We start from the raw sequence: 23,712 nt of genomic DNA on the forward strand, positions 1-23,712 counted from the left end.
TTCCTATCGAGTTCTATTGATGGCGAATAATTGTTGAGCGGTACGCTCTTTCACGCTTTTAACTTCAAATTCGAGAGATTGCTTGGCGGTCGTATAGGTACTGAACCTAACCATTGCTTCTTGCATACCCCTGTCAACTTCTGAATTTACCCGGTAAATCTCTGCTTCAAGCTGTTTAACCGCTAACTGAATACCTTCGTTTTTGGCTTTACCTGTGGCTTGCAGAGCAACATGGACGCTTTTTAGGGTTCTTTTTAGTAATCCCGCTGTGTATGCAAGAGCAATAACTTCTTCTGCCGCATTTAAAGTACCTAGCACTCCACCTGTACGGTATTCCGACTCCATCATTGTCCATACGGGTAGAAAACTCATGTTGACCACCTCATAGTCGTCTAACGTTACGCCGCCAGAACGATTCATAATTTTTTCTTGAGTCTTCTGCATTTTCTCGTGAATAATGTTTCGCAACGATTTGATTCTGACTGTTTGACCAGTGTTGCTCACCGTTTTACAAGTCTGTACATCACTGCATGTGTAAATTGGCAGCACTACTTGACTGCTGGGGTCTGTCCCCATAAACGCTTCTAGCGGGCTAAGAAACATGGGGAGTTCATGCGCCGCTTCTGGCATGGGCGTGTCCCCGCTGCCGTCTTTGATGATGACCGTACCAACAAGAGCCTGGATGATATGCTTCTCATCATTTGACAAGCCACCACCGTTTGTTGTGACTTTATCCATTGCTCGCCATAAAAGGTTGCCAGGACTTACCCAAAACTTCTCATCCTCGGACAAGGGTGATGAACTCCCAATGAGAGAATCCTTTGTTTTCGTCACTTCTTTCGGGTCTTTATCAAAAGACTCTTTTATCCCTGACCAATCTTGCGCTACCCCTAGAACATTCGACCCCATTTCTTTCATGTCGTTAAAAAAACCGTTTTGAAGTGAGCCATTTTGACCCGCTAAAACAATCCCTTTTGCAGCCTCACAGGAGTTCACGTTCAGCGCATTGATTTTATTAGCCATGTCCTGAAAATACTTTAGAACCGCGCCCAACTGGGGCGCAACGCTGTCCATTGCAAGCTGGAAAACGGCTCCCGCCGCGTTGTTACCAATGTTTTGAAGCATCTGTACTAATTGTTCGGAGTTGATAAAGCTGAAGCTACCCGCAAAAGCATCAATCCCGCCGCAACTCGCAGACAATCTCGGTGGGTCAAACGTGGCCAACTGGTAATTTTTTTGAGGAATTCGCACGGTCAAACTGCCGCCCGTTATGTAGTTACGCGTCTGTCCCTGAAAGGTGTTTGCACCGCTTGCATTACCGTACACGCCCACTTCATTAAAGAAAGACTGCATATCTGATAAGCTTGCATGAGCGGACGTGCTAACCGTCATAGCCAGAGCCATCCCAACGAGAAGTTTGTTAAGTTTTACAATAGGGGTTTTCATCAAAAATTGTCTCCAGGCTTGGTGGCGGTTAGAACGTAAATACGCTTTTCGAGTTCTTGAACAGAGACCCAGCCGGTAGCAATAGGCTGAATATCTTTGGTTTTTGTATTGATTAACATAATAGTGGGGGTTTGAGTCACGCCAAGATTTGCGGCTTGCCCTGTATCGACTTGACTGTTAGGGAATTTATCCACTAAAACGCCGTCTACTGAAATCGACATAACATCCATCTTGCTTCTCTCAGCGAGAAGTTTGACTGGGAACTCCATCTGGTGACAGTAATCACAATCGCTACGATAAAAAAAGAAGAGGCCGTATCCCTGCTCTTTTAAGCTTTCAAGGTTAGAATCTTGTTTTTGAATGTTTGTTCGGTTATTAACCGCTTTGGCCATTTGTGCCGTCGGGAATTTTTGCGAGTAATCAAGCTCTGGATTTACCCATTGAACACGCTTCCAGTTATCAGCAAACACCGCCGCTTTAGTGGTGACATCGTTTTGAAACTGTATGTAGTTGTAGATATTCTCTTCGCTTGGATTAACGTAAGCGATTTGAAGTAACTCTTGAAGCCTGGCTTGAATGCGTGCGAACTCAGAGATTTCAGGCGCTTTAACCTCTGCTGGCGGAGCTTCTTTTGGCGGAGCGGGTTCGGGTTTTTTCTCAATGATAGGAGGCAGTGCAACCTCTTCCTCGCAGTACCAGTTAAACTTTTCTTTGCCTTCGCACTGGAACGCCGATTTATAATCTACCCGCGAATCCGTGCTGGCTTGAGCGCCCGCTCCCACTAAGAATAAAGTTGTAAAAACAAAGAGCGGTTTTAGCATTGTTATATCCAGATAAGTTTTTGCGTTTCTTATTTAAGACCCGCTTCAATTTCGTACTGCTTGTTTAGGTCAACCGCATCACCGAACACAATGTCAGCTCGGTTAAACACCACACAAGGCGCAGCACAATGTGCTTCCAATCTTGTTGCGAGCCAGTCTTCAATGTTCATTCGACCTTTGGCCACGATTTGCTTCACTTCATCTTGGTCAGTGACGACTTCAAGCTGTTTTAGTGTGGTGAAGCTAATCGCCTTTTCAATATCAAGAACAGCGTAGTTGTGTCGTGGCGCATCTTCTTTGGTAAGTGCGTTGTAGGCAAACCCGCCCGCTATTCCAAACCCTAATGCTAAGGCAATTGTAAGTATCGTATTTGTCGGATTAATAGTATTTTTCATCGCGTTCACTCATATTTAATTGGTTTAATGACTGGGAAATTAAAATCGACCATTGTTCGGTCAATCGACTCAACGATGGTATAACCCTGTTCTTTATAGCCTTGAACACGCTTAAAATGCTCCTGTTTAGACGAAAAGAGTACCTGTTTAAAGGGGTCTGCAATAAAACGCACCAGGCCTGAGCCGTCTGGGTAGTTGATAAACACTTCCGAAAACATTCCTGAGACCGTTTTCAGGTCTTTAATGGTGCGTTTTTTAAACGGGTCACTTGCAATGTTAAGCGTGTTGTTTTTCTCCATTGCAACAATAGACTCTTCTTTTTGTCGAAGCGTTAGTGTCCAGTCCGCGTTTTTTAGAGCCGCTTCTGCGCCGCCTTTGTAATCCTCATAAGACTGAGTAGCTGTTCCAAACGCACCACCGTATTTACGTGCTCGACGATAACCAGTTTCAATAAACTCATCGGTTGAACCACCGCCCATAAGTGACCAGGCCTCGTCTATTAACACCACTTTTTTACGGTCTCTAGTGAGGTACATTTCTTGAGAAATTCGATACATCATAATCATCAAGATAACGCTTTGAAGATGCTTTTTACTTTTGAGTTCTTCTAGTTCCAGCACCGTGAAATCGTTCTTGAATGTGATATTAGCGTCACCGTCGAAATACTTGCCGTAAGCACCTTCTCTTGTCCAAGGGAACAGCATTACCCCCAAATCCGTTTTACGTTTATCGTTTTCAACACCGTCAATATTGGTTAAAAAGTAGCTGGCCAGGTCAGTAAGCGTCATCTTGTTACCAAGCGTCTTGTAAACGCAGGTAATCCCTTGCTCAAGCGTTGATTTCTCCCATGAAGAGAGTTCAATATCAGGTGACATCATTTGGCCAATTAACGGCTTAAGCATGTCCATTTCATCGTCAATATCTTGTATGTGGGTGAATGGGTTGACAATGATATTGGCGCTCTCGGTAAATTCGATAAATTCACCATCAATGAGGCGGCAGATATTCTCGTACCCGCGTCCTACGTCGATTACCCATACCTTTGCGCCAGTGGCTCTGTAAGAGAGTAAAACCTCCTGTGTTACGAATGTTTTACCCGAACCAGACGCGCCAACAATCGCAAAGTTAAAGTTCCCCGCTTCGTTGTCAAAAAATCTAACGTGGTCAATTGCCCGCGTCTCCCGACAAACGACATAACCGGTGTTTTCGTACCTTTCCACTCTGCAAGGCAAGGAGATAAAGACACGGCGTTCTGGCTAAACTTAGTTGAGAAGCGGTGCATTTTATTCAGGTCTTCAATCATTGAGCTGGTAAGCGCCATTGGCATTGACGATAAAAACGAAACAAGCTGTTGATAGCGGTCGTCCGCTAATCTAAAACCTTTAGAACGCCAAATAGCCATTACATCGGACTTGGCTTTTGCCGCGTCTTTCTTTTTCGTGATAAGCGTAATGTTTGTTGCCATCTTGATGAGGGTTCCACCGTCTTCAATCGAAGATAGGGCGTGCTTCCACTCCATCGCCTCTTCTCCTAGTTGAGGGTCAAGCTTGGCCATGTAGCCTTCTGTTTTACGAACAGAGGTCGCAGTCTTCAGTGTTGCTCTTGTCCGCATCGAGTCATAGTCTTGCACCACGGCGGACGTTGTAATCATAAAAGGGCACGGGTAAGCGAGTGAGCTTTGGAAAAAATCCCCAACCAAAGAAGACGTCTCGGCCAAGTGGAAGTGGCGCGGGTACTGAGCTACAGATAGCTGAATAATGGCCGTTTCTTCTTTTGACATGGAGTTTTGCAACAAAATATTGTTTTTAGTAACGGTGTACTCTTGCTCTCTTGAGACCATTTGTTTACGAATTTTTTCTTGCGGTTCATAGTTTTTAAACAGCTTGCTGGCTGGGTGAAACACTCTTGAGTGGTCAAGAAAGTCCGATACAAAATTGATTAAATCATTAGGCTTCCACGCAAAAGTGCCAAACCCAGCAGAGTTTAAAGTGGATTTGATTTGGTCGCGTAAAAGCAAGGCTTCTGTCACGTCGGCCTCATTCTTGTAATTGAACGGCGTTGCAACCGATACAATCAGCCTAAAATCTCTTATCAAGAGATTGTTGCCGTCAGGAAATAGAGACTTACCAATCCCATGAAGATAATAGTCAATCGTTCTGCGCGACATTGTTTGATAAATGTTTGTATTGCGCTTTTCGTGAGACTCTTTTTTAATGCCTAGCGTGCTATCGCTATAACGCTTTCTTGATAGTTCTTTTAAGGGCGGCATAATGTCAGAGGAGGCGTACAAGTGGATGCTAATCGAACTCCCTGTAGGCGCTTGCAGGTACAAAGACTGCAAAATGCTTTCCATTGAGTCGTTAGCACCGGTCTGAGGGTTGGCCTCCAGCGTAAAACCAAGAAAACCTTTTTTAGTGGTGGATTTTGATTCTTTGCTTAAGCTGTCACCGCCGTCTAAAATGAATAGGTCAGCCGAATCATGCCATCCCAAGTAAGGCAGTAGTGAGCTAAAGCTGTCTGTGTGAAATGAGTTTTTATACTCTTCGCGAGCTTTTAAATCCTCGTCCACTCCTAGTAAGATTTTAAAGCTTTGTAAAATCTCCCCGCCTTGTTGCTTGGCCATTTCTACGACTTTTTCTATCATTTTTTTTACGCCTTAAATTACTGATTAATGGAAAGACCTGTGCGGTACTTAGCTTCTTTGAAATGCTCGACTTCCCATTGCGCTTTTTGAATCAAAAGATACGAGAATGACTGGTCGTGCAGCACTTGGTTTTTATCTTCCCACGGCGCAAGCCACACTCTCAACGTGACCGGCTTTTGGTATAAAGGAGTGCCGCTCTTGATAGCTTGTCCGGTTATGCGTGGAACTAATTTAACCGCTTCGGTCTTGCTGGCTTTAGTGTCCACGTCCCCTGACTCATCACCAGGCAACGCTGAATTCTCTTGCTGAGAGGGCAGGTTGTTTTCGAGCGAGTTCTGGTGAATACCCGTAACCGATTTACAAGAAACACCCGGCTGTGCCTTACAAGCAAAATCACTTGATGCGTCATAGCCACTGAGAGATGCACAACCAGAAAGTAGGGTTAATGCCGATGCCGCAAACGCAGCTTTTAATAAATGATTCATGCTCACTCCTTTACTTTGAATTTGCGTTCAACCACGCGTCGATTTTGTCTGCCGGCGCGTAACCAGGCTGCATTTTTCCACTTTTGGCAAGTAGAGAAGGTGTCCCGCTTACCCCAATGTTGGCTGCGAGCGCCAGGGTGCGAGTAATGCTTTCTTTACCGCACATTTTCCCGCTCTGTGGTTCAACGCCATTTAGCATGTAATTTGTCCAAGCATTTGCTGGGTTTGATTCACACATCATTCTGGTCATAATGGCCTGCCCTTCGGGTTTAAAAGGAGTTGGGAATACATACATTGTGTAGTTGTCTAATTTATTAATCTCTTGTTCAAGCTTTTTGCAAAATGGGCACGCGGGGTCGGTAAACACCGCAAACTCACGCTTACCGTTGCCTTTCACGACTTTGATAGCGTCGTTAAAGGGTAATTCCGCAAAGTTGTACGAAGTGAATGAATCAATACGTGCTTGCGTTACATCCGTGTTATTGCTTGAGTCAAAAACATGGCCAATTACAAAGTGAGACCCCTCTTTGTTTGTATAAATGATTTTGTTTCGGTCTACCACAAGCTCCACCAGGCCTGGTATCTCTTTTACGAATTCCGCACTGGTAATTTTCGTGTTGGGAAACTTTTGCTGTAATGAGTTTTTCAGCTCAATGTTTTGTGAAAAAGCTGAGGTGGTGGCGATTGATAAAGCCAGTGCAATAAGTGTTTTTTTCATCATGTTTAAATTCCCTAATTACCAGTTTTGATTGTTTGTTTGCATATTGCCCGGCTGTATAATGCCTTGCACTTGTTGGAGCGTTTGGCTTGTGCCTGTTACTAAGTCGCCAATGGTCATGTCACCCATTCCACCAGAGTTACCTTGTTGATTTGTTGCAGAGGGTTGAGCAAGGTTTTGCATTTGCGCCTGGCCTTGACCATTTCCTTGTGCCGTTGCAACTTCACCAGGCTTTAAGTGAAATCCGCTTGTGAAAACAATGTCTATCATTCGACCGGCATCCACTTCTATGACTGGGAAAATCTTTTCAGCCAGGTCAATGAAGTAACGAGACAATCTATCTAAAGTTGTACCGACCCCTTGCCCTAGTCCAGCAACCGCCGCATCTTCTGCTGAGATAAAGCTTTCTGTTTGAGTTCCTAGTGCAGACGTTGTGTAATTTGTTGTCGATTGTTTAAAGGCATTACCAATCCCAGCCCCGATACCAATCATTAACCCGTTCGCAATTAACTGACCTTGTTTTGATACAAGACGGCCTTTCGCACCCACCTTACCGGTCTCATCGTAAACAAAGCCTTTAACAGCCGACTCGAATACGCGCTCATCGGTTGTAACGCATGACATTTTTTCCAAGCGAATAATGGCTCTTTCGCTCGAAATGTCACCATAACCAGACCCTATCACTCGGCACTGCTTAAAGTCGTATTCGTAGCTGTTTGGGAGCTTTGCAATGTCGGCCACTTCCAGCAAAGCTGGGTAAGGATTTTCTTGCGCTTGCCCACCTGTTGGGGCGTCTAAGCCACCCAATAGTAATGCTCTAACGAATGTTCCTGCTGGGATATAGTTTTTAACCGTTAGCCCTTGCACGGCTTCGACTTCGGGAATCACCTGCCCTGCTTGTCTGATTTTTTCAAACTCTTGCGATTCGTTTTTTTGCTCAACGTTAAAACTCAAAGAGTGCAGTTTTGGTACTTCAATGGCTGGCGCATAGGAGCCGTCTTTAAATAAGTCGTTTCCCTCATACTCTCCTAACCCTGGGTTCTCCATTGCTGGATTATTTCGTTCAAATACTCTGCGCGTTACTTGTATGCCGTCTGCTGAAGGTGTTGCTTGACTTACCGGCGGTGCAAAGCTTGGAGCCACGGTCGGCTGAGCTTTGGATGCTTCAGATTCCTTCTTGATTCGCTCGATTTCCTTTCGCTGTGCATCGTCAAGATTTTCCTGAATTTTGGCCGTCTTTTCAGCAACCACTTTGTTAATCTCGGTTGCAATCTCGGTGCGAATTCCCTTCAATTCTTTTTCAAGAGTGGTGTTCTGTTTTTTTAGTTCGTCAATTTGGTTGGAAGATGTAGCACGCCAAATCTCATCCTCGTCCACGTTTGAGCCAATGCCCGAATACCGCTCGATTACAACGTCTTCTCTCGTCGCTGGCGCTTCTTTGGGTTCGGTATTGTTTTTCGTATACACGACCAACATTGACCCGCCTACGATTGCCGAAAGCAAGCCGCCAATTAGGATGTACTGTTTTTTCTTGATTGCGTTATTTAAGTTGGCCATGTGATTAATCCTGATTTGATTTAATGACGTAAACTTGCGTCATTTCGCCAGGGTTTAAAGTGTGGTTCTCAATGGCAACGGACAGCGTTTTCTCATTAAGGGTGTAGAATTCAGCTTCCGCTAAAATCATCGGTTTTGAACTAACGTTGATTAACTCGTATTTAATCCCAGTGAGATTTCCTACTTTGTAATTGTTCTTTTCAATAACTTCTGTTTCCAGCCATACCGGTACAGTGACGTTGCGAACAACAATGTCCACATTCTTTGGCGTATCGTTCAGAGCCATTGCACGAGTTAAATCGTGAATTGCCTTATCTCGACTGCTCGTAAGCTCAATTGCTTTAATTGAACTCTCTTTGAATCGTTGCTCTGAAGAGCGAACCTCTTCTAACTTGCGTTCAGCTTCAATGTTTTTGATGGTGTACAGGTCAGGTTTTTTCTTTTTATCAACCTTGACGTTCACTGTGTAGGTTTCGTTAAAATTATCAGTAATAAACATGGTAAAAGGCTTGTCACCAGCGGGCTTAAAGATTATTTTCCCCACTTTCTGAGAACGTTCTGAGGCTAGGTCACACTTGCTGTAATCCACGTCTACGTGCAAAACGCTTCTATTCATAACATCGAGCATTGAGTAGTCATCTGTCCCAACACTAATATCAATTTTTTGACCAGCAACAATGTCTAATCCCTGCGCGAGTACGCTTGACGTGGCCGCCAAACTCAAAAGCAATATTGGTAACAATCTCTTTTTCATCATTTACTATCCTTAGCCTGTGCCGAAAACGGTGTTTTTAAATGCGTAACGTCCGTGTAAGCCACTAGACGAATGTTCTGGTCTGAAACCCTGTATTCAAATAGAATTGTTTTTGCTTCATTGCTAACCAGTTTTTCACCTGAGTAAGTTTTTAAAACCCCTTTAGCGGCTACTTTTTGTTGCTTTAATTCGTAATTAAATTCACTGGGAAAAAAAACAGAGCTAACATTGTTCTTTTTGATTTCTTCCAGCTTTTTTACGGTAATTTTGTTTAATGTCCCGTAATGGCTTGGGTCAACCAACTTTAGTAAGTTGTCAAAATTTTCTTGCGCTGTAACGGGGCTGTATGTAAAACCAAGTGACAGTATCTTTTCAGTCGTTAATTTCAGGTATTCTTGCGACGCTTCATTGTTGCTAATGAACACGCTTTGATTTTCTGTTCCTATCGGGATTAAAATTGTTTTTGTATCGTTTGTTTTGGATATAAAAGCGAATGTCATTAATGCGAGACTGCCCAATAAAACGTAACGAATGCTCTTTTCCCTGGAAAGTGTTCTCTCCAGTTGGTAAGTGTTTTTTTCTAAATTATCCGGGGTCATTTTGTCATCCAATAAAATGTCTCTTGTCGCTTGGTGGTATTGACTTGTATCCACTGCCTAACGGCGTGTACCAGTAGAGTAAATGCACCAGGAATCCTCGTTGCTGTCCTGATGACACTCTGCCGTAAGTCCAGGCCAATAACGCGCCTAAAATCAGCCCCGGAAGAAGTAAATGCATTACCACTCCGAAGCCAAATACCACTAAGAACAACATGGACTGATACAAATCCCAAAAACCAAAGCGTGCCAAATTGTCCAAGGTTTTCGGGATGTAGCCTTGATGCTCGTTCACGGCCAACTCCCTTTAAATGGTTGCAGTCATAATGCTGCTTACAATATCGGGTGAGTATTGCAAAAGAATCGCAGAACCGATTCCCGTCAAGATGGGGAACGGGGTTTGTTTTGCCAAACTTGCTAAACCGCCTAGACCGATTGCGCCAATGGCAATCGCCATACCGCCGTAACCCTGAACCCAGCCTTCGAACTTATCGTATACGGTCTGAAATTCAGACCCTGTCGTACTGGCCAACACTGCGCCCGATGCGATTAACAATCCTGCGCCGAAAACGGTTTTTAAAATCATCTTATGCTTCATTTTTACTTCCTTCTGTTTGAGTTTTTTTGTTTAGTTTTGCCCAGTCAATCATTAGCTTTAGCAGCCATGCAAAACCAAAACCAAGAGCAATGCCTGTTACGTGTTCTGAAATCGTTTCAGGCGTGACAGCGTGTGGTAGAGAAAACGCTAAAATAAACGCCAAAATAATCACTGGCATATCCTTAGCAAATAGTTGTTTTATCGTCATTTGGCCTCGTAAATAATCATTAAATAAACATTTATAGGTATCCTAAAAAAGGACTTTTTTAAATTATCCCCATAAAAAGACAATCTACGGATAAATATACGCAACTCAAAAAAAAAGATTTTGCCACTTTGCTATAAAAAACGTCGCGTTAGCGATTAACAGTAAGGACAACTCTCTTTGGGAGAGATTTTAAATTTAGGGTAATGGGCACCACAGTTTTTGCATTTATCAAACTCAAGCAGTTCTGGCCTGTCTATGCTGTTAGTCACATATCTAAAAACTGCGAAAGCTTGTTGAAAACTTAGTGACGCGGAGGGTTTATTGGATTCAAAATTATCCAGCCACGCTTCATAACATGATGTAAACACTTCAATAAGATTTGCATCTTTTTTCGCGGCTTTTATAGCTGGGAAAACAAGTTTTGTGAAATCAGAGGCGAGAATAAGCTTAGATTTAACTTTGATGAGCTTACCGATTTGAGTAATTCTTTTTACCGTAATCCTGTCATCTAAAGGCCTGAAGCTCTTGTAAATACGCTGGGCTTTAGCCCTTGCATTACACGCCTCGTAACCAAAATACTCTGGAAACATAAACTGTAAGTCCGTAGGGCTGCCGCCCAATTCAATAATCTTTCTCATCAAGAGCGCAAGCTCAAGCTCATCCACCGACCGAACATTCATCTTGCTTCAACTCCAGCTCTTGACGCTTTGAAGAAGCTGTCTAAAGCCAGAGAACGCGACTCAATACGCTCACCAAAAGAAAGGTTGTTGCACGTTATGATGTGACCCTTGACCGCATACGCTTTAGCTGCATCTTTTACTTGAAAAGAATCAAGCTCGCATACTTTCTCAACAAGATGGACTGAAAGCCCAAGCTTTACTGCCGCAGAAAATCGACTCGTTTTATTACTAATATGCTTAATATGATTCAGTATTTCAACATTAAGGTTTGTTAAACCATTTTCCATTTCCATGATAAAAAATTCCCTTTTAACTACTTTATAAGGATAATACTGTGGCAATTATCTACAAAAAATAACGGAAAACAAGCTAATGTTTAAAAAAATAATAAAAACTATCAATAATGCCTACTCCTCAACTAAGAATTATCTAAGTAATGGGGCTAATCAAAATGCTTTAAAAAATGGAGCCAGTATTAATGATGTGTTTATAGACATACCAAGATACCCACCCTTTGCGAAAGGATTACCGCTGGCTCCAACTGCCCTGTTGCTAAAATCACAAGACAAAATGCTTTACAAAATCAAGCTTGAGGTCGGTGAAGATAAATATGAAAAAATCTATCTGCCCTGCATTAAATCGTATTGTGATTTTGTTCACTTATTGCCTGCGAGCGAACGCGACCATCATAGAGGTGCCGGAGGGCTGTTTAGGCATGGATTGGAGGTTGCATTTAATGCTTTGATATATGGGAAGGCTCAACTGTTTGACACAAACTTACCTCCTAGCGAGAAGGTAGCCAATGAACCAAAGTGGCATTTAGCCTGCTTCCTTTCTGGGCTGGTGCATGACATTGGGAAGCCGTTATCGGACTACCAGGTAATATCAGAAGACGGGCATCACATTTGGAATCCGTTCACGGGCAATATTATTCATTGGGGTGAAGAGAATGGCCTAGAAAAATATTACCTGCACTGGCAAAAAGACAGATATAGAAAGCACGAATCTCTTTCCAGCGTCGTATCGAAAAGGATTGTTTCGGACGAATCTTTGTTCTTCCTATCAACGACCGGTAACTTTATCATCCGCAACATGTTCGAGTGCATTGCTAATCAGCCATCCACAGACAATAAAATTTATGCAATCGTAAAAAAGGCCGACCACAAAAGCACTGAAAAAGATAAAAAAAGCGCCATTCTCAGAGGTGACGACATCAACTTGTCCCTTCCTCTGGATAAGTACATTCTTGACGCTATAAAGTTATTAAACATTAATAATGATTGGGGGAATGAATTCATTAAATCTGCGCCGCTGGTATTCGTCGGGGATAGCTTATTTTTAACCGCAAAAGCGATAAAAAGATTAACTGAAAAGTTAGCCGACTCAAAGGTTCCAGGTGTGCCCTGGGAACAGAAAGCTTTAACTGAAAGCTTGATAAGTACAGGCTTTGCAAAATCAAGATTGATGAACGATGGCTCGCAAAGTAACGTGTGGCCACTGCTAGAAAAAGAGTCTCAGAAGATTATTTGGGCAGCGCATTTAACTGAATGGTCTTTTGTTTTCCCCGACCGTCCAATTGAGGATGAAGGCTATACACTACTGGATGAAACCGCTCTAAGCCTGTTTAATAGTAATCAACCAAAAACGCCAAAAAAACCTACCAATTCCCAGCCTTTGATTAGCGTAGGAACACCCGTAATTCAACCACAACCTGCTCCACTTTCCCACGGGAAAGTCGGTACTGAAACCCCCGTTATTCAGCCTGAAATTCAGCCACAATCCGCTCCACTTTCCCACGGGAAAGTCGGTACTGAAACCCCCGTTATTCAGCCTGAAATTCAGCCACAACCTGCTCCACTTTCCCACGGGAAAGTCGGTACTGAAACACCTGTTATTCAGCCTGAAATTCAGCCACAATCCGCTCCACTTTCCCACGGGAAAGTCGGTACTGAAACCCCCGTTATTCAGCCTGAAATTCAGCCACAACCTGCTCCACTTTCCCACGGGAAAGTCGGTACTGAAACACCTGTTATTCAGCCTGAAATTCAGCCACAACCTGCTCCACTTTCCCACGGGAAAGTCGGTACTGAAACACCTGTTATTCAGCCTGAAATTCAGCCACAATCCGCTCCACTTTCCCACGGGAAAGTCGGTACTGAAACACCTGTTATTCAGCCTGAAATAAAGATTGATAGACACCTATTAAAACTAACAACGATTCTGAATAGTCAAAAAAGCCAAGTATACGAATTCAATAGCAAAGGAGAGCTTGTCATATTTTGGCCAACCGTTGAACTGGCTGATGCAGACAAGGCAAGTCTTCTTGTTGAAATTAAAGATTACTTGCAACTTAATCAATCAAGCGGGCTTACGCACGTTATTAATAGTAAAGCCGCCATAATTATACAATCGAAGTTTTCAGGTACTTTAAAGGTAGACCTTGATTACAAAGGAGTCGTAAAAAAACCTGTCATTGAAAAGCCGCCTGTCAAAAAAACTAAAAAACCAAGTGCGCCAAAACCAACTGCCGAAAAGAAAACTGGCTCAACCTCAACTCGCAACAAGACACCAAAATCACAGCTTGTTGCTCACACTGAAGTTCCAACCGACTTTTACCCAGAAGAAATGCTTAAGGAACTTGGTTATGAAGATGGTGTGGGCGGCCATGAAAATATCAAATCTGATGCCAATGCGATACTTTTTGACAATAAACAGGAAGAATTAAACTCTTTTAATTTAGATAATGAGGTTGAATTTAAAAAATATCAAAGGTTAGTGTTTTTAGGAGGCTCAGATGATTCTGCACGCGCATTAATAAATAGGTACTCAGAAGGCTATTGTTCATTTATAGAGCTTGTTGAAGACCTTAGAAAATATTTTGAAAATGATAGCTTTGCTTTAAACACAATTAACACCGCTTTAAAACAGGATTAAATAATGTATGGACAGGTTTGAATACATAATCTCAAAAAGGCCGAATTATGAAAAATATTCAGCCGCCGTTTGGTTTGGTGGTGCTGCGAGTACATTTGCTGTGAGTAACGCGCTGACTGATAACTTATCTACTGCGCTTGTCGTTGCTCCAGCCATGGTTGGGCTTGGAGCGTACAGAGGGTATCAAGCATATAAGCAACATATAAGGAACCGTGATTTTACGCCAGAGCAAAATATTGAATTTATATCTTACGACGAAGTAAAAAATAAAAAATTTCGTTCGGACGCTATTTGGCTTGGTAAAGGCTTTGCATGGACACCCGATGTTGCACAACGCTTGTATGACGAATTTATGAGAAATCCAGAGTCTATGCAGTCTAAGGATGTTTCAGACAGTAACGCACCCTCTGGCGCTTTTTGGCTGCATAGCTTAGGCGAAGGCGAGATGGATATTTATCGAAATATTCGAGATTTTGAAGGGCACACGTTAATAACCGGTGTAACAGGGGCGGGTAAAACAAGAACCGTTGATACCATCATTGCTCAACTCTTATTGAGAAAAGACGAACCAATGATAATGATTGACCCGAAAAACGATAATGAGGCACGCGAAAACATTCGCAAAATCTGTGAAAAAGAAGGTCGGCCTTTTTATTTTTTCCACCCCTCGTTCCCCGAAAAGAGCTGTCGTATTGATGCATTGCACTCATGGTCAAGGGTTACTCAAATTGCCGACCGCATTAAATCAATCTTACCGGGAGCAAGCGCAGGTGACTCAGACCCCTTTTCCAACATTATTTGGAACGTCGTTAATGCGATAGCCAACTGCATGGTAATAGTAGGGGAGAGGCCTAGCATTGTGGCCTTTAGACGATATATGACGCAAGAGAGTATGGATGACCTTATCGCTCGTTCAATTGCTGCTTACGCGGAAGAGGTCGATAAAAACTGGCACATGTACTATGCGCCGTACATTGATAGGCAGTATGAGGTAGGTGGTCGAAACAAGGGGACTGTCAGCGCAAAATTACAAAAAACGCTTTCTCTAATGTATTTTTTAATGAAGTCGTTTCTATTAAAAAGCCAAACTCTGAAATACAAGAGCTAATTAATATCCGTCTGCATGACAGGGAACATTTACAGAAGCTTATCGCTTCACTGTTCCCGGTGTTAAGTATGCTCTCATCAGGAGGTTTATCCGAACTGCTAAGTCCGATACCCGACCCAGACGATGATAGGCCGATTATTAACACAAAGCAGATTATTGATAACAGAGCTGTTTTATGGATGGGTCTTGGAAACCTCTCAGACCAAACTGTTGGGAGCATGATTGGTTCAATCATACTCTCCGACTTAACAGCCGTATCTGGTAGTCGTTACGATTTCGGAACAAATGGTGCGCCACTCAAAGTGAATTTGATTGTCGATGAGGTGGCCGAAGTAATGAACACCCCTTTAATATCCATGCTAAACAAATCTCGTGGCGCTGGATTTAGAGTAATTTTACTTACTCAAACGCTCGCAGACATCACAACAAGATTAGGGAGTGCTGAAAAAGCGCGAATGGCGATAGGAAACATTAACAACAATATTATTCTGCGCTTAAAAGATGGAGAGACCGCTGAATACTTTGCGGAATCCTTACCAGAAGTTCTTATTAGGCAAATGGGCACCCAGTACCAAACCTCTATCGGTCACAATCCGCTCTCTGAGTATGGGGGACGCTATGGTGAGACCATGCAAGAAGAGTACAAGCCTATTATTCCGGCCTGGGTGTTTGGCGTATTACCCAATTTACACTATTTAGCAAATTTTACCGGTGGTTCATTAATTAAAGGACGCTTACCAATTATTAAGGTTGATGACCAATTACTATGAAAAAAACTATTACTAAAAAAACAAATGTTTTACAAATTTACCGACACTTTTACCTATCTCTAATTCCTATCGAGATGAGCCAAGATGAAGAAATTAAGGTTTCTCAAAAATGCTTACTTATTGAAGAGGATAGGGTGCAAAAGAACGTCTCTATTTTTCTTTGTTTATACAAGAGAAACTAATTAACTGCCTAAAACCGTTTGAGGCGGCGCGTCAACAACCCCACCCTAAAGGGTGAGGCTTGCGGTGAAAGCCAAAAGCCTAGTTGACCAGAGGGCTTAATCTTGATTAAGCAGCAGATAGTAATGGGTCGTTAAGACTTACCAGTGGATGCTTCCTTAGTTCGCTGCTCTAAAAGGTTTTAAGAACGAAAGCATAGGGTATGTGCCGAATCTTTTAATCGCTGTAGTAATACAGGAGCCGGTTACATTCAATCTCGAAGGGAGATGGTTCGTAAGAACCACGTTACTAGCCCCGTAAGGGTATTAATTTGGAGTTATTTCGTTGGCCGTATTCGTACTGGACAGTCATCAAAGGCAAAAAACAAGGCACGTACACTGGGCGCGTTGCTGTTAGAGCCAGTGGCAGTTTTAACATCCAAACCCCAGACGGTTTGGTGCAAGGGATTAGTCATAAGCACTGCACGCTGATACATCGTGGCAGTGGCTATGGGCTTTATTTAACAACGATAGCATTAACCAATGGAGATGCGAGAAAGGTTGCCTAGCGGCAAACGCTATCCCTCCCCGCCGTGAACGACGGGGTCTCTCGCGCAAAGCAAGATGAATGATTCATCCAAATTCTCTGGCTGGGTATGGCTGATAACATTCATATTCGTTTATTTCATTGGTGTCGGCATCTGGGTGGGAATGGTGCTAAAAGCAAGCAGTGTTGAGACTACTTTAATAAGCGAAAGAGAGTCGAACGCGTTTGTTATGTCTGGCTTAGATTCCCACGCTTGGGCATTTGGCCGGGAGCATGATTTTTTTAGCGCAGTGGCGGATAGGTTTAATAAAAGAATACAGAACTCAAAATCTATTGTAGATGGCAAGACTGGGATTCTTGAAGATGTCTGGGACGAAACTCCCGTAAAGATTAGTTTGTACGGTTCTTTGCTCGACTACAGAGCTGGCTTGTTAGTGCTTTTATTGCCGTCGGTTCTTATTGTCTACCTTGCCATTATGATTGACGGGGCGCTGCTAAGGAAAGTACAAAATTACAGAAATAGCTTCTCAAGCCCATTAAGGCACACAATCGGTGGCCGTGTACTTGGCTTAAACCTTGGGGTTCTCATTGTGATTTTATTTTTTGCGCCTTTTGCCATACCTTTCTGGGTGTTTACTTTAATCATTGTTATTAAAGCGTTCGGCTGGTGGCTGTGGGTTGTTAATTTACCAAAACGTATATAGGAGTTATAACGAGCATGGAAATTATGTTTTTAGTTTTATTGTTAATTGGCGGTGTCATGGTGAATGATGCTCAAGTTGAAGAGCCGGCAACTGGTGTTTTTGAAGTCATCCAGCCAGGGCAAAAGACCCCTGTAGATGGGCGCTTAGAAAGTGATTTGGGAAATAATCATATAACCTATACAAAGGATGGCTTCATTATTAACAAGGATGATTTAGTCCCAACGACAAAGACTAAATTTAATAACAGTGAGGTTCAAAATGAAGACGGTGTAGTGGTTAGTTCTGCTTTGGTTAAGCCAAATCTACAACAGTCAATAATTGAGAGCGAGTGTTCTTTAGAAAGCGACTACAAAGTTTTCTTTGAAAATAACCAGTCCAATCTTAATGACGACTCCTTAGAAACGATTTCAACAGCCATTCAAGCCGCTCTTAAGTGTAATGTAGAAGGTGTAGTGGTAAAGGGTTACGCAACCAAAGTTGGCTCAATAGAGCACAATATTGAGTTAGCAACCAATCGCGCTAATTCAGTGAAGCAGTACATTACACAATCTTCTGCTTTAAATGTTCGCGTGGTTAATCCGTTGACGGCAACTGAAACAATTAAACCCAGTCGTTACGCGACCATTACGCTTGTAAAAGCTGAGTAGCAGGCCTCTCCCAATGCTAAAAATTAAAACGGCGAAAACCGGTATCTTTATTCTTCTTGGGGTTGTTTTTTTAGCCTTCATTTATGTGCAGGCGAATCACAGCCAGGTAAGTGAGACTCTCTTGATAGGAGCCTCTTTGCTCGCGTATACATTGCTAATTAGGCACATGCTTAATCTAATCAACCCAGATAAAGAATCAATAGAAAGCGGTTCTTTAGCATTAACAACCCATGAGTCTAATGAAAATAAGTTTTTACTATTCGCAAATGACAAGGGAACGATAACCCGCATAACGCCATCTTACGGCGTGATTGCAGGTTACAAATCCACAGATGTCATCGGGATGCCGATAAGCCTATTCACTGTTTCCGCTCAAAGAAAAGGATTTGTAAGGGCTTTGGAGATGAAGTCTTTATCAAAAAGAAGCTTTTTTAGCCACGAGCCTCATACCGTTTATGCGTTCTTTAATAGTGCGAAATGTCACCTCAACAAACATTGCGATAAGACGGGGATTTACGATTCTTTGACGTCATTACCAAGTCGAGGGTTTTTAAAAGAAAAACTTGAAGCTTCTATTGAAAAGACGCTCTTTGATGAGTCTTTCTTGTTCGTCTGTTTAATAGATTTGGACGGTTTTAAAACAATTAATGACGTGCTGGGAAGAGGAGTTGGTGATGGTGTATTGCTTGCTCTGGCAAGAAAACTTAAATTAGCTTTAGGCGAGAATGACGTGATTGCTCGTGTTGGCGGTGATGAGTTCGCTGTGCTTATGATTGGCAATCAAAGCAAAGAGGCTGTTTATAAAGAGCTTGACCGATTAATGCGCGTTGTAAAAAGCTCTTTATTGGTTGGTGATAATTTAGTAAAGCCAAGTGCAAGCATAGGGGTTTCTATCTATCCCGGAGACAGTGCTGATGCTGAGACATTGGTTAGGCACGCCAGTTCAGCAATGCTTGATGCTAAATTAAAAGGGGGGAATCAATACAAGCTTTTTAACGCAAATGAAGCGAATCTTCTTACTAGGAAAAGCAGCTCTATTGATAAAGTCCTAAAAGGCATTAACAGTGGCCAAATGGTTTTGTTCTATCAACCAAAAATGGATGTAAAAACCAAAAAATTCTTGGTTTTGAAGCGTTGATACGCTGGGAACACCCCGTAAAAGGTCTTCTAAGCCCTGACACATTTCTTGATGACATTACCGGCAGCGAGTTTATCGTACAGCTAGATGCATGGGTTGTTAATCAAGCTTTTATCCAAGTGAGCGAATGGAACGACTTAGGTTTTTATACTGTGATAAGCGTCAACGTATCAAGCGAGTCTATTTTGGGTGTTGGCTTTATTGAAAAGGTCTTAAAAATACGTAAAGAGTATAGTGACGTGAATATTAATCAAATAGAGTTTGAAATATTAGAGACCTCATTGTTGCAAGACGTACACCTAGCAAAGTCAATCCTTTCAAAATTACGAAAAATTGGGTTCAAGATTGCTCTTGATGATTTCGGCACGGGGTACTCGTCACTAAGCTATTTAAGGTCGCTACCAACCGACTACATAAAAATTGACCAGGGGTTTATCAGGGGGATTTTGTCAAACTCGGGCGATTTAGCAATTGTTGATGGCATTATTCAGATTGCAAAAGCGTTCAATATTAAGGTTGTAGCGGAAGGCGTGGAAGACAGCGATATTTTTGACCAACTTAATTCACTTGGTTGTGACATAGCACAAGGCTATTTTTTATCTAAACCTATGCAGGCTGAACGGGTTCCTGAGTGGTCATCAAGTAAATCCATGAACACGCTAAGATAATTAAGCTGAATTTAAAAAGGTTAAATCTATTGACTTAAATATAAAAATGCATATAATTAACACGTAAACAAACAAAACCCATTCAAAAGGAATTCTTATCGTGAAAAAAATCATTGCTTCTCTAACCCTTGCTGCTGTTTTTACCCTAACAGGTTGTTCCATTTCGCCTATGATTCAAGAAGACTCAAAAGAATGGTATCCAAATGGATACTCCGTAAAGGTCAGCAATTTCGATAGAATTCCTGATAAGAAAATAAACTTACAATTTAAGGTGGCGGAAGGTGCCAATATTGAAAACTTTGAATGGACTGAAACCCAAGCAGAGGTAAAAACACGCCTTAAAGAAAACGGTGTTGAACTTACAGAAACGGGTCGTCCTGTAACAGTAATCATTAATGACTTTACCGCGTTTGGGAGTAATCATGCCGTTGTACGTGACCCAAAAACTATCATTCCAGGTGGTGCAGTTTTAATGGCGGGTGGTAGCGTTGCTCAAGACCTTGTTGCAAGAGCCATTGACCGTAAGGTTGCACAAGACGAAGCCAATAAAGTTCAGCCAACCAACGATATTAAAAGCGGTGATGGTAAACATTTTTCACCCGAAGTGACGTTCTCAATTGAAAGCCCACAAGACGAATATAAAACCTCTGTAACCATGCGCTCTGCACGAGCGATATACAGCTACCTAGCTTCTTCAAAACAAGTGACCGTGCAAGCCATTTCTGAGTTTTTCACCGCGACAAAGTAATCCAATTTCAAAGTTTTGACACACAAAAAAGCCCTATTGATTTAGGGCTTTCTTTTGCGCGATACAGCGTCAATTCAGACGCGTTCTCTGCTAAAGGTCGGCATTGTTAAGTTTGCCCGCTAAACCCTCCAGATAAGCCTTAAATTTGCTTTCGTTGCTATCCAGTAGCTTGTCTATCGAATAGGCTATGGAAACATCGCCCAACGTACCTTCCCACTCTTCCAGTACAGTTAATTCTTCCGTTTGACCACTAATGGCGCACTTAGCTTCGTACATTGGGTCGTCATGGTACACCACAAGAGCGGGCACGCTTTTAATCCTGAACCGCTCAAAAGAGGGTGGGTCGATTTCAACTGAGACGTTTTGCCCTTTGGTAAGGGTACTAATGTAGGACGACGTTTCTTTCATAGACGTGCCTTTTTTCAGACCATTCACTACAAGCGATACGTTGTCTCTCCCAAGGCGATTTGCCTCCTTAATGTAGCTGGCAATGGACGCATCCGACATGCTGAAGCTTATGAATAATTTAAGTTTAGCGCGGGGTGCTTGTGATACATCAACGCTGTTTAATTTCTGGCTAAACCTGTGTGCGCTCTCAACAAGATTGCCCTCCATTTTTGCTTGAGGTGTTGGAATATTCCCCAGGTTAATGAGAGAGCCTGAACTCTGTTTGTAAACGTTCATGGCTTTTTCGATTTGTTCCGCGTTCGTTTTTTAACTTCGTCCAACTCTTGTTGAGAGACCAAGTTAGCCAAGACCGAACCTGAAAAAAGTGCGGCAATCATGCTGGCTACGATTATTTTCTTTTGCATGTCGAACTCCTATTGAACCATGTTGGTGACGTTGCGACCAACACAACAATCGCGCTTTCTGAAAACTTGATACACCATGTCTTCGCCGTAAAAAGGAAACGACTTACCCGAACCCCATAAGGCGGTAGTGCGTCCATAAGACTGTGAGCATAGGCCGTTAATTTTGGGTTGTGGCACTGGGAACAACATTGAATATTTGTAGTCCGTTCTGTCCATTAAATATTTCGGGTACTTGTAACACATACCGTCTTTGCCACTGGCTCCCCAAATCATTAACTCTCTGTGAGCCTTGTGAGTGAATCGTTGCAACAACAACGCGCTTGTGTCCACGGCACCCGTATGATGATTAACATTGCCCAGCATTGGGAAGATGGCTCCTTGACAACCGGCACACCAATACGTTGCTGGATTTGGAAATCCTGCCGTTGCTGTAACGCAGTCACCGGCACACGCCAGTTGCGCTAATGGGTTCGCATACAGAAACGAGTCGGGCGCTAAAAGCGTCGTCAATTCTTCGTCGTTCCACAAAGGGTCAAGCTCGGTTAAATACGCCAACTCAAACGGTAAGTTGTCTAAACATGAATTGTCCACGACAATTTCCAACCAAAAGAGGACGGGGTTTTGATACCAATGTAATTGATAAAATGCTTCACGCGTGACGGCAGCACTATCGACCCCAGAGAAACCAGCCGCCGGTGCGTCAATCACATTGCCTAAATCAATCCCGCCTAATCCAGCAAGGCAAAATGGTTTGCGAACCACGTCCACCATGACAGTGGGCTCCCAAAAACTTGTGGACACACCCAGTATTAAACCAGCACCGTCGCCACACGTACAAAGCGCGTCAGTGTTTGAGTTTTTGTCTTCTTGCCCGCCAATCAAATCAATGCTTACGCCCGCAATCTTGATGGGAAAAACACTTGACCAGCAATAGTCTGTAATCGGGTTAGGAAATTTTCCATTGCACGTTTTTGAATCGGCCAACGCTTGAAGTGATAAGGCGGTTAAGAAAACAGCGCCAACCATTTTTAAAAAAATATGCGCTCTCATAATTTAATTTCCTCTATGGTTAAGAGATATTCAGTTTTGGATTTTTGGTAAACCAATGTCGGTACATTCTTAATACCGAACTCTTCAGCCAGCGTCACGCGACCACGTTCGCCAGAGGTCATTTGTTGGTCAAAGTAAAAACGCACTTTGTATTTTTTAGTCAAATCCATGAACGCTCCTTTGGTCAGTACCACCTTGTCACGATGGCCTGATTTTTTAATTCGTTCACCGCGTATTCAACTTGTTGCTCGTCCGTACCGTCGATAAAAATAAATCGTTTTGAGAGTGGGCGAATCGCCAGCGGATTAATGACCGTGCCTACTGGATGAATAACCGTTCCATCTTCTAGCTTCACCGCTTCTTTAAGTGTGATGCTTGGGTCAAATTTTCGGATGCTGTTTTCAAGCGCACTTGGAAAATCTGCGCCCTTGGGGTTTTCAATGTTTGCAATGGAGCGGCGTTTAAATTCTTCGTTATGCTTTGCAAGTTCGCCATTGGCTTCCTTCTCTTTTAGCTTGTTCATAATTTCGTCCAACAAAGAAACTTCTTCAATTGGGTAAATATTTCCAAGCGTTTTCAATTCTGAAAATGCGTGAGAGGAAAAAACCGTTAAGGTAAATCCCAACGCGAATACTAAATTTTTTTCATCACCAGCCTCCTACGGCTTTACCAAAAACTTGAGACTTTGAAATGTAACCCATGTGAATGTAGCGACTGTCAAAGCTGTCAACGTGCGGCGTAAAAACAAAATACTCGTCACTCGAAAGTGTCTTGGACACATTTTGCTTTAATGGTTTTCCTGTCAAAGCAAGTTCCTTAACCAAGCCAAACTCAACGTCATTTATAAAAAACTTTCCCGCTTCAAAACGAACAGTGTCACCCGGAACACCAACCACTTTTTTCACCAATCTTGCACCCTCGGGCAAAAGATTTTCTGCGTCGGCTTTGTAAGAAAACTGAACGAAATCGCCCTTAGAAAACTCATTCGTTTTGTGAATTAAAAAAACTGTTTGGGGAAGGGAATCGGTCACATTGAAACCAATGGTTTGATTGGTTAGCTTGAGATAACCAAAGACACTGCCAAAAATAATGAAGATGGTCAGCAAGCTGTATTGAATTGCATTTATGAAATTGCCCATAAAAATTAATAACTCCTAGTTGATTTAACAAGGAATCATAGAATTTTTTACCACCCTCAATAGGCTGGATAGACGCTAAAAAGTGTCGCGTTAAAGGTTATTTGATGAAATTACTGGCTGGTTGGATGGTTTTTAGGTGGTTGGTTGGTTTTTAAAAAAGCAGGGGTTATGTGCTAACAGCAAAGCACTGGGTCAAGTTCCATTATAAAAAACAGGGGGTCAAGTCCTAAGAGGAAAAGAGGGGGTTAAGTCATCATTGGTAGAGGAGGGGTTAAGTCCTAATAGGGTGGTTGGCGTGAGGGTCTGATTCAGGGCTTTGCCAAACTCCTAAAAAGCAGGGGTTATGTGCTAACAGCAAAGCACTGGGTCAAGTTCCATTATAAAAAA

Annotated in this window: 30 protein-coding genes; 9 read left to right on the forward strand and 21 right to left on the reverse strand. The window is 42.6% G+C overall.

The features are described from left to right. Positions 1-3 precede the first annotated feature (3 nt). From EP181_RS11530 to EP181_RS11600, 15 genes are all read right to left on the reverse strand, one after another. On the reverse strand, positions 4-1,446 hold the full coding sequence (locus tag EP181_RS11530; protein WP_127471976.1) for a conjugal transfer protein TraH: 1,443 nt from the start codon (positions 1,444-1,446) through the stop codon (positions 4-6). Further along, positions 1,446-2,267, reverse strand: a complete 822-nt coding sequence (locus EP181_RS11535; RefSeq protein WP_127471977.1) for a conjugal transfer protein TraF — start codon at positions 2,265-2,267, stop codon at positions 1,446-1,448. Before EP181_RS11535 ends, EP181_RS11530 begins: the two co-directional genes overlap by 1 nt. A 29-nt stretch (positions 2,268-2,296) precedes the next feature. Beyond that, positions 2,297-2,662, reverse strand: coding sequence for a hypothetical protein (locus EP181_RS11540; RefSeq protein ID WP_127471978.1), 366 nt, complete (start codon positions 2,660-2,662; stop codon positions 2,297-2,299). Between the two features lie 5 nt (positions 2,663-2,667). Then, entirely contained in the window at positions 2,668-3,831 is a 1,164-nt protein-coding gene (locus tag EP181_RS12565) for a TraG/VirB4 family ATPase (protein ID WP_232023598.1), read from the reverse strand. Next, the gene (locus EP181_RS11550; protein ID WP_127471980.1) at positions 3,744-5,306 is read right to left on the reverse strand and encodes a TraC family protein; all 1,563 of its coding nucleotides are present in this window, start codon (positions 5,304-5,306) and stop codon (positions 3,744-3,746) included. Before EP181_RS11550 ends, EP181_RS12565 begins: the two co-directional genes overlap by 88 nt. Positions 5,307-5,323: 17 nt before the next feature. Next, positions 5,324-5,791: a TraV family lipoprotein gene (locus EP181_RS11555; RefSeq protein ID WP_127471981.1), complete on the reverse strand. Its 468-nt coding sequence runs from the start codon at positions 5,789-5,791 to the stop codon at positions 5,324-5,326. Positions 5,792-5,801: 10 nt separating this feature from the next. Beyond that, the gene (locus tag EP181_RS11560; RefSeq protein WP_127471982.1) at positions 5,802-6,512 is read right to left on the reverse strand and encodes a DsbC family protein; all 711 of its coding nucleotides are present in this window, start codon (positions 6,510-6,512) and stop codon (positions 5,802-5,804) included. A 15-nt stretch (positions 6,513-6,527) separates the two neighbouring features. Then, on the reverse strand, positions 6,528-8,066 hold the full coding sequence (locus tag EP181_RS11565) for a TraB/TrbI/VirB10 family type IV secretion system protein (protein ID WP_127471983.1): 1,539 nt from the start codon (positions 8,064-8,066) through the stop codon (positions 6,528-6,530). A gap of 4 nt (positions 8,067-8,070) precedes the next feature. After that, complete coding sequence (locus EP181_RS11570; RefSeq protein ID WP_127471984.1) at positions 8,071-8,823, reverse strand: TraK domain-containing protein; 753 nt, start codon at positions 8,821-8,823, stop codon at positions 8,071-8,073. After that, on the reverse strand, positions 8,820-9,419 hold the full coding sequence (locus EP181_RS11575) for a TraE/TraK family type IV conjugative transfer system protein (protein WP_127471985.1): 600 nt from the start codon (positions 9,417-9,419) through the stop codon (positions 8,820-8,822). Before EP181_RS11575 ends, EP181_RS11570 begins: the two co-directional genes overlap by 4 nt. Positions 9,420-9,423: 4 nt before the next feature. Beyond that, a complete protein-coding gene (traL, locus tag EP181_RS11580) occupies positions 9,424-9,711 on the reverse strand; it encodes a type IV conjugative transfer system protein TraL (protein WP_172959784.1) in 288 nt (95 codons plus the stop codon). A 12-nt stretch (positions 9,712-9,723) separates the two neighbouring features. Further along, positions 9,724-10,014: a TraA family conjugative transfer protein gene (gene traA, locus EP181_RS11585; protein ID WP_127471987.1), complete on the reverse strand. Its 291-nt coding sequence runs from the start codon at positions 10,012-10,014 to the stop codon at positions 9,724-9,726. Further along, positions 10,004-10,222: a hypothetical protein gene (locus EP181_RS11590; protein WP_127471988.1), complete on the reverse strand. Its 219-nt coding sequence runs from the start codon at positions 10,220-10,222 to the stop codon at positions 10,004-10,006. Before EP181_RS11590 ends, traA begins: the two co-directional genes overlap by 11 nt. 155 nt (positions 10,223-10,377) lie before the next feature. Then, positions 10,378-10,887 carry a FlhC family transcriptional regulator gene (locus tag EP181_RS11595; RefSeq protein ID WP_172959785.1) on the reverse strand — a complete coding sequence of 170 codons (510 nt, stop codon included), beginning with the start codon at positions 10,885-10,887 and terminating at the stop codon, positions 10,378-10,380. Between the two features lie 11 nt (positions 10,888-10,898). Next, on the reverse strand, positions 10,899-11,195 hold the full coding sequence (locus EP181_RS11600; protein ID WP_127471990.1) for a hypothetical protein: 297 nt from the start codon (positions 11,193-11,195) through the stop codon (positions 10,899-10,901). A gap of 79 nt (positions 11,196-11,274) precedes the next feature. On the opposite strand from EP181_RS11600, the gene mobH reads away from it, so the two are divergent. From mobH to EP181_RS11645, 9 genes are all read left to right on the forward strand, one after another. Further along, positions 11,275-13,836 (forward strand): MobH family relaxase, encoded by a 2,562-nt coding sequence (gene mobH, locus EP181_RS11605; RefSeq protein ID WP_127471991.1) that lies wholly within the window; start codon positions 11,275-11,277, stop codon positions 13,834-13,836. Between the two features lie 7 nt (positions 13,837-13,843). Further along, positions 13,844-14,944 (forward strand): helicase HerA domain-containing protein, encoded by a 1,101-nt coding sequence (locus EP181_RS11610; protein WP_127471992.1) that lies wholly within the window; start codon positions 13,844-13,846, stop codon positions 14,942-14,944. 68 nt (positions 14,945-15,012) lie between these two features. After that, the gene (locus EP181_RS11615) at positions 15,013-15,714 is read left to right on the forward strand and encodes a TraM recognition domain-containing protein (RefSeq protein WP_127471993.1); all 702 of its coding nucleotides are present in this window, start codon (positions 15,013-15,015) and stop codon (positions 15,712-15,714) included. Positions 15,715-16,204: 490 nt separating this feature from the next. Next, positions 16,205-16,441, forward strand: coding sequence for a hypothetical protein (locus EP181_RS11620; RefSeq protein WP_420824421.1), 237 nt, complete (start codon positions 16,205-16,207; stop codon positions 16,439-16,441). A gap of 55 nt (positions 16,442-16,496) precedes the next feature. Beyond that, entirely contained in the window at positions 16,497-17,123 is a 627-nt protein-coding gene (locus tag EP181_RS11625) for a DUF4400 domain-containing protein (protein WP_127471994.1), read from the forward strand. A 14-nt stretch (positions 17,124-17,137) separates the two neighbouring features. Continuing rightward, a complete protein-coding gene (locus EP181_RS11630; RefSeq protein WP_127471995.1) occupies positions 17,138-17,770 on the forward strand; it encodes an OmpA family protein in 633 nt (210 codons plus the stop codon). A 13-nt stretch (positions 17,771-17,783) separates the two neighbouring features. Continuing rightward, on the forward strand, positions 17,784-18,908 hold the full coding sequence (locus tag EP181_RS11635) for a GGDEF domain-containing protein (RefSeq protein WP_127471996.1): 1,125 nt from the start codon (positions 17,784-17,786) through the stop codon (positions 18,906-18,908). Further along, positions 18,905-19,576, forward strand: a complete 672-nt coding sequence (locus EP181_RS11640; protein WP_172959786.1) for an EAL domain-containing protein — start codon at positions 18,905-18,907, stop codon at positions 19,574-19,576. Before EP181_RS11635 ends, EP181_RS11640 begins: the two co-directional genes overlap by 4 nt. A gap of 100 nt (positions 19,577-19,676) precedes the next feature. After that, a complete protein-coding gene (locus EP181_RS11645) occupies positions 19,677-20,324 on the forward strand; it encodes a hypothetical protein (protein WP_127471998.1) in 648 nt (215 codons plus the stop codon). A 90-nt stretch (positions 20,325-20,414) separates the two neighbouring features. Here the strand turns inward: EP181_RS11645 and trbC are convergent, their stop codons facing one another. The 6 genes from trbC to lepB form a co-directional block, all read right to left on the reverse strand. Next, complete coding sequence (gene trbC / locus EP181_RS11650; RefSeq protein ID WP_127471999.1) at positions 20,415-21,008, reverse strand: type-F conjugative transfer system pilin assembly protein TrbC; 594 nt, start codon at positions 21,006-21,008, stop codon at positions 20,415-20,417. Continuing rightward, positions 21,005-21,136, reverse strand: a complete 132-nt coding sequence (locus tag EP181_RS12765) for a hypothetical protein (RefSeq protein WP_269471173.1) — start codon at positions 21,134-21,136, stop codon at positions 21,005-21,007. The genes trbC and EP181_RS12765 overlap by 4 nt, the downstream gene beginning before the upstream one ends. 9 nt (positions 21,137-21,145) lie before the next feature. Continuing rightward, the gene (locus EP181_RS11655) at positions 21,146-22,186 is read right to left on the reverse strand and encodes a TraU family protein (RefSeq protein ID WP_127472000.1); all 1,041 of its coding nucleotides are present in this window, start codon (positions 22,184-22,186) and stop codon (positions 21,146-21,148) included. Next, the gene (locus EP181_RS11965) at positions 22,183-22,356 is read right to left on the reverse strand and encodes a hypothetical protein (protein ID WP_172959788.1); all 174 of its coding nucleotides are present in this window, start codon (positions 22,354-22,356) and stop codon (positions 22,183-22,185) included. The genes EP181_RS11655 and EP181_RS11965 overlap by 4 nt, the downstream gene beginning before the upstream one ends. 14 nt (positions 22,357-22,370) lie before the next feature. Beyond that, positions 22,371-22,766, reverse strand: coding sequence for a hypothetical protein (locus EP181_RS11660; protein WP_127472001.1), 396 nt, complete (start codon positions 22,764-22,766; stop codon positions 22,371-22,373). A gap of 67 nt (positions 22,767-22,833) precedes the next feature. Next, positions 22,834-23,325 carry a signal peptidase I gene (gene lepB / locus EP181_RS11665; protein WP_127472002.1) on the reverse strand — a complete coding sequence of 164 codons (492 nt, stop codon included), beginning with the start codon at positions 23,323-23,325 and terminating at the stop codon, positions 22,834-22,836. Positions 23,326-23,712 lie beyond the last annotated feature (387 nt).

The organism is Thiomicrorhabdus aquaedulcis (genome assembly GCF_004001325.1).
Classification (GTDB): domain Bacteria; phylum Pseudomonadota; class Gammaproteobacteria; order Thiomicrospirales; family Thiomicrospiraceae; genus Thiomicrorhabdus; species Thiomicrorhabdus aquaedulcis.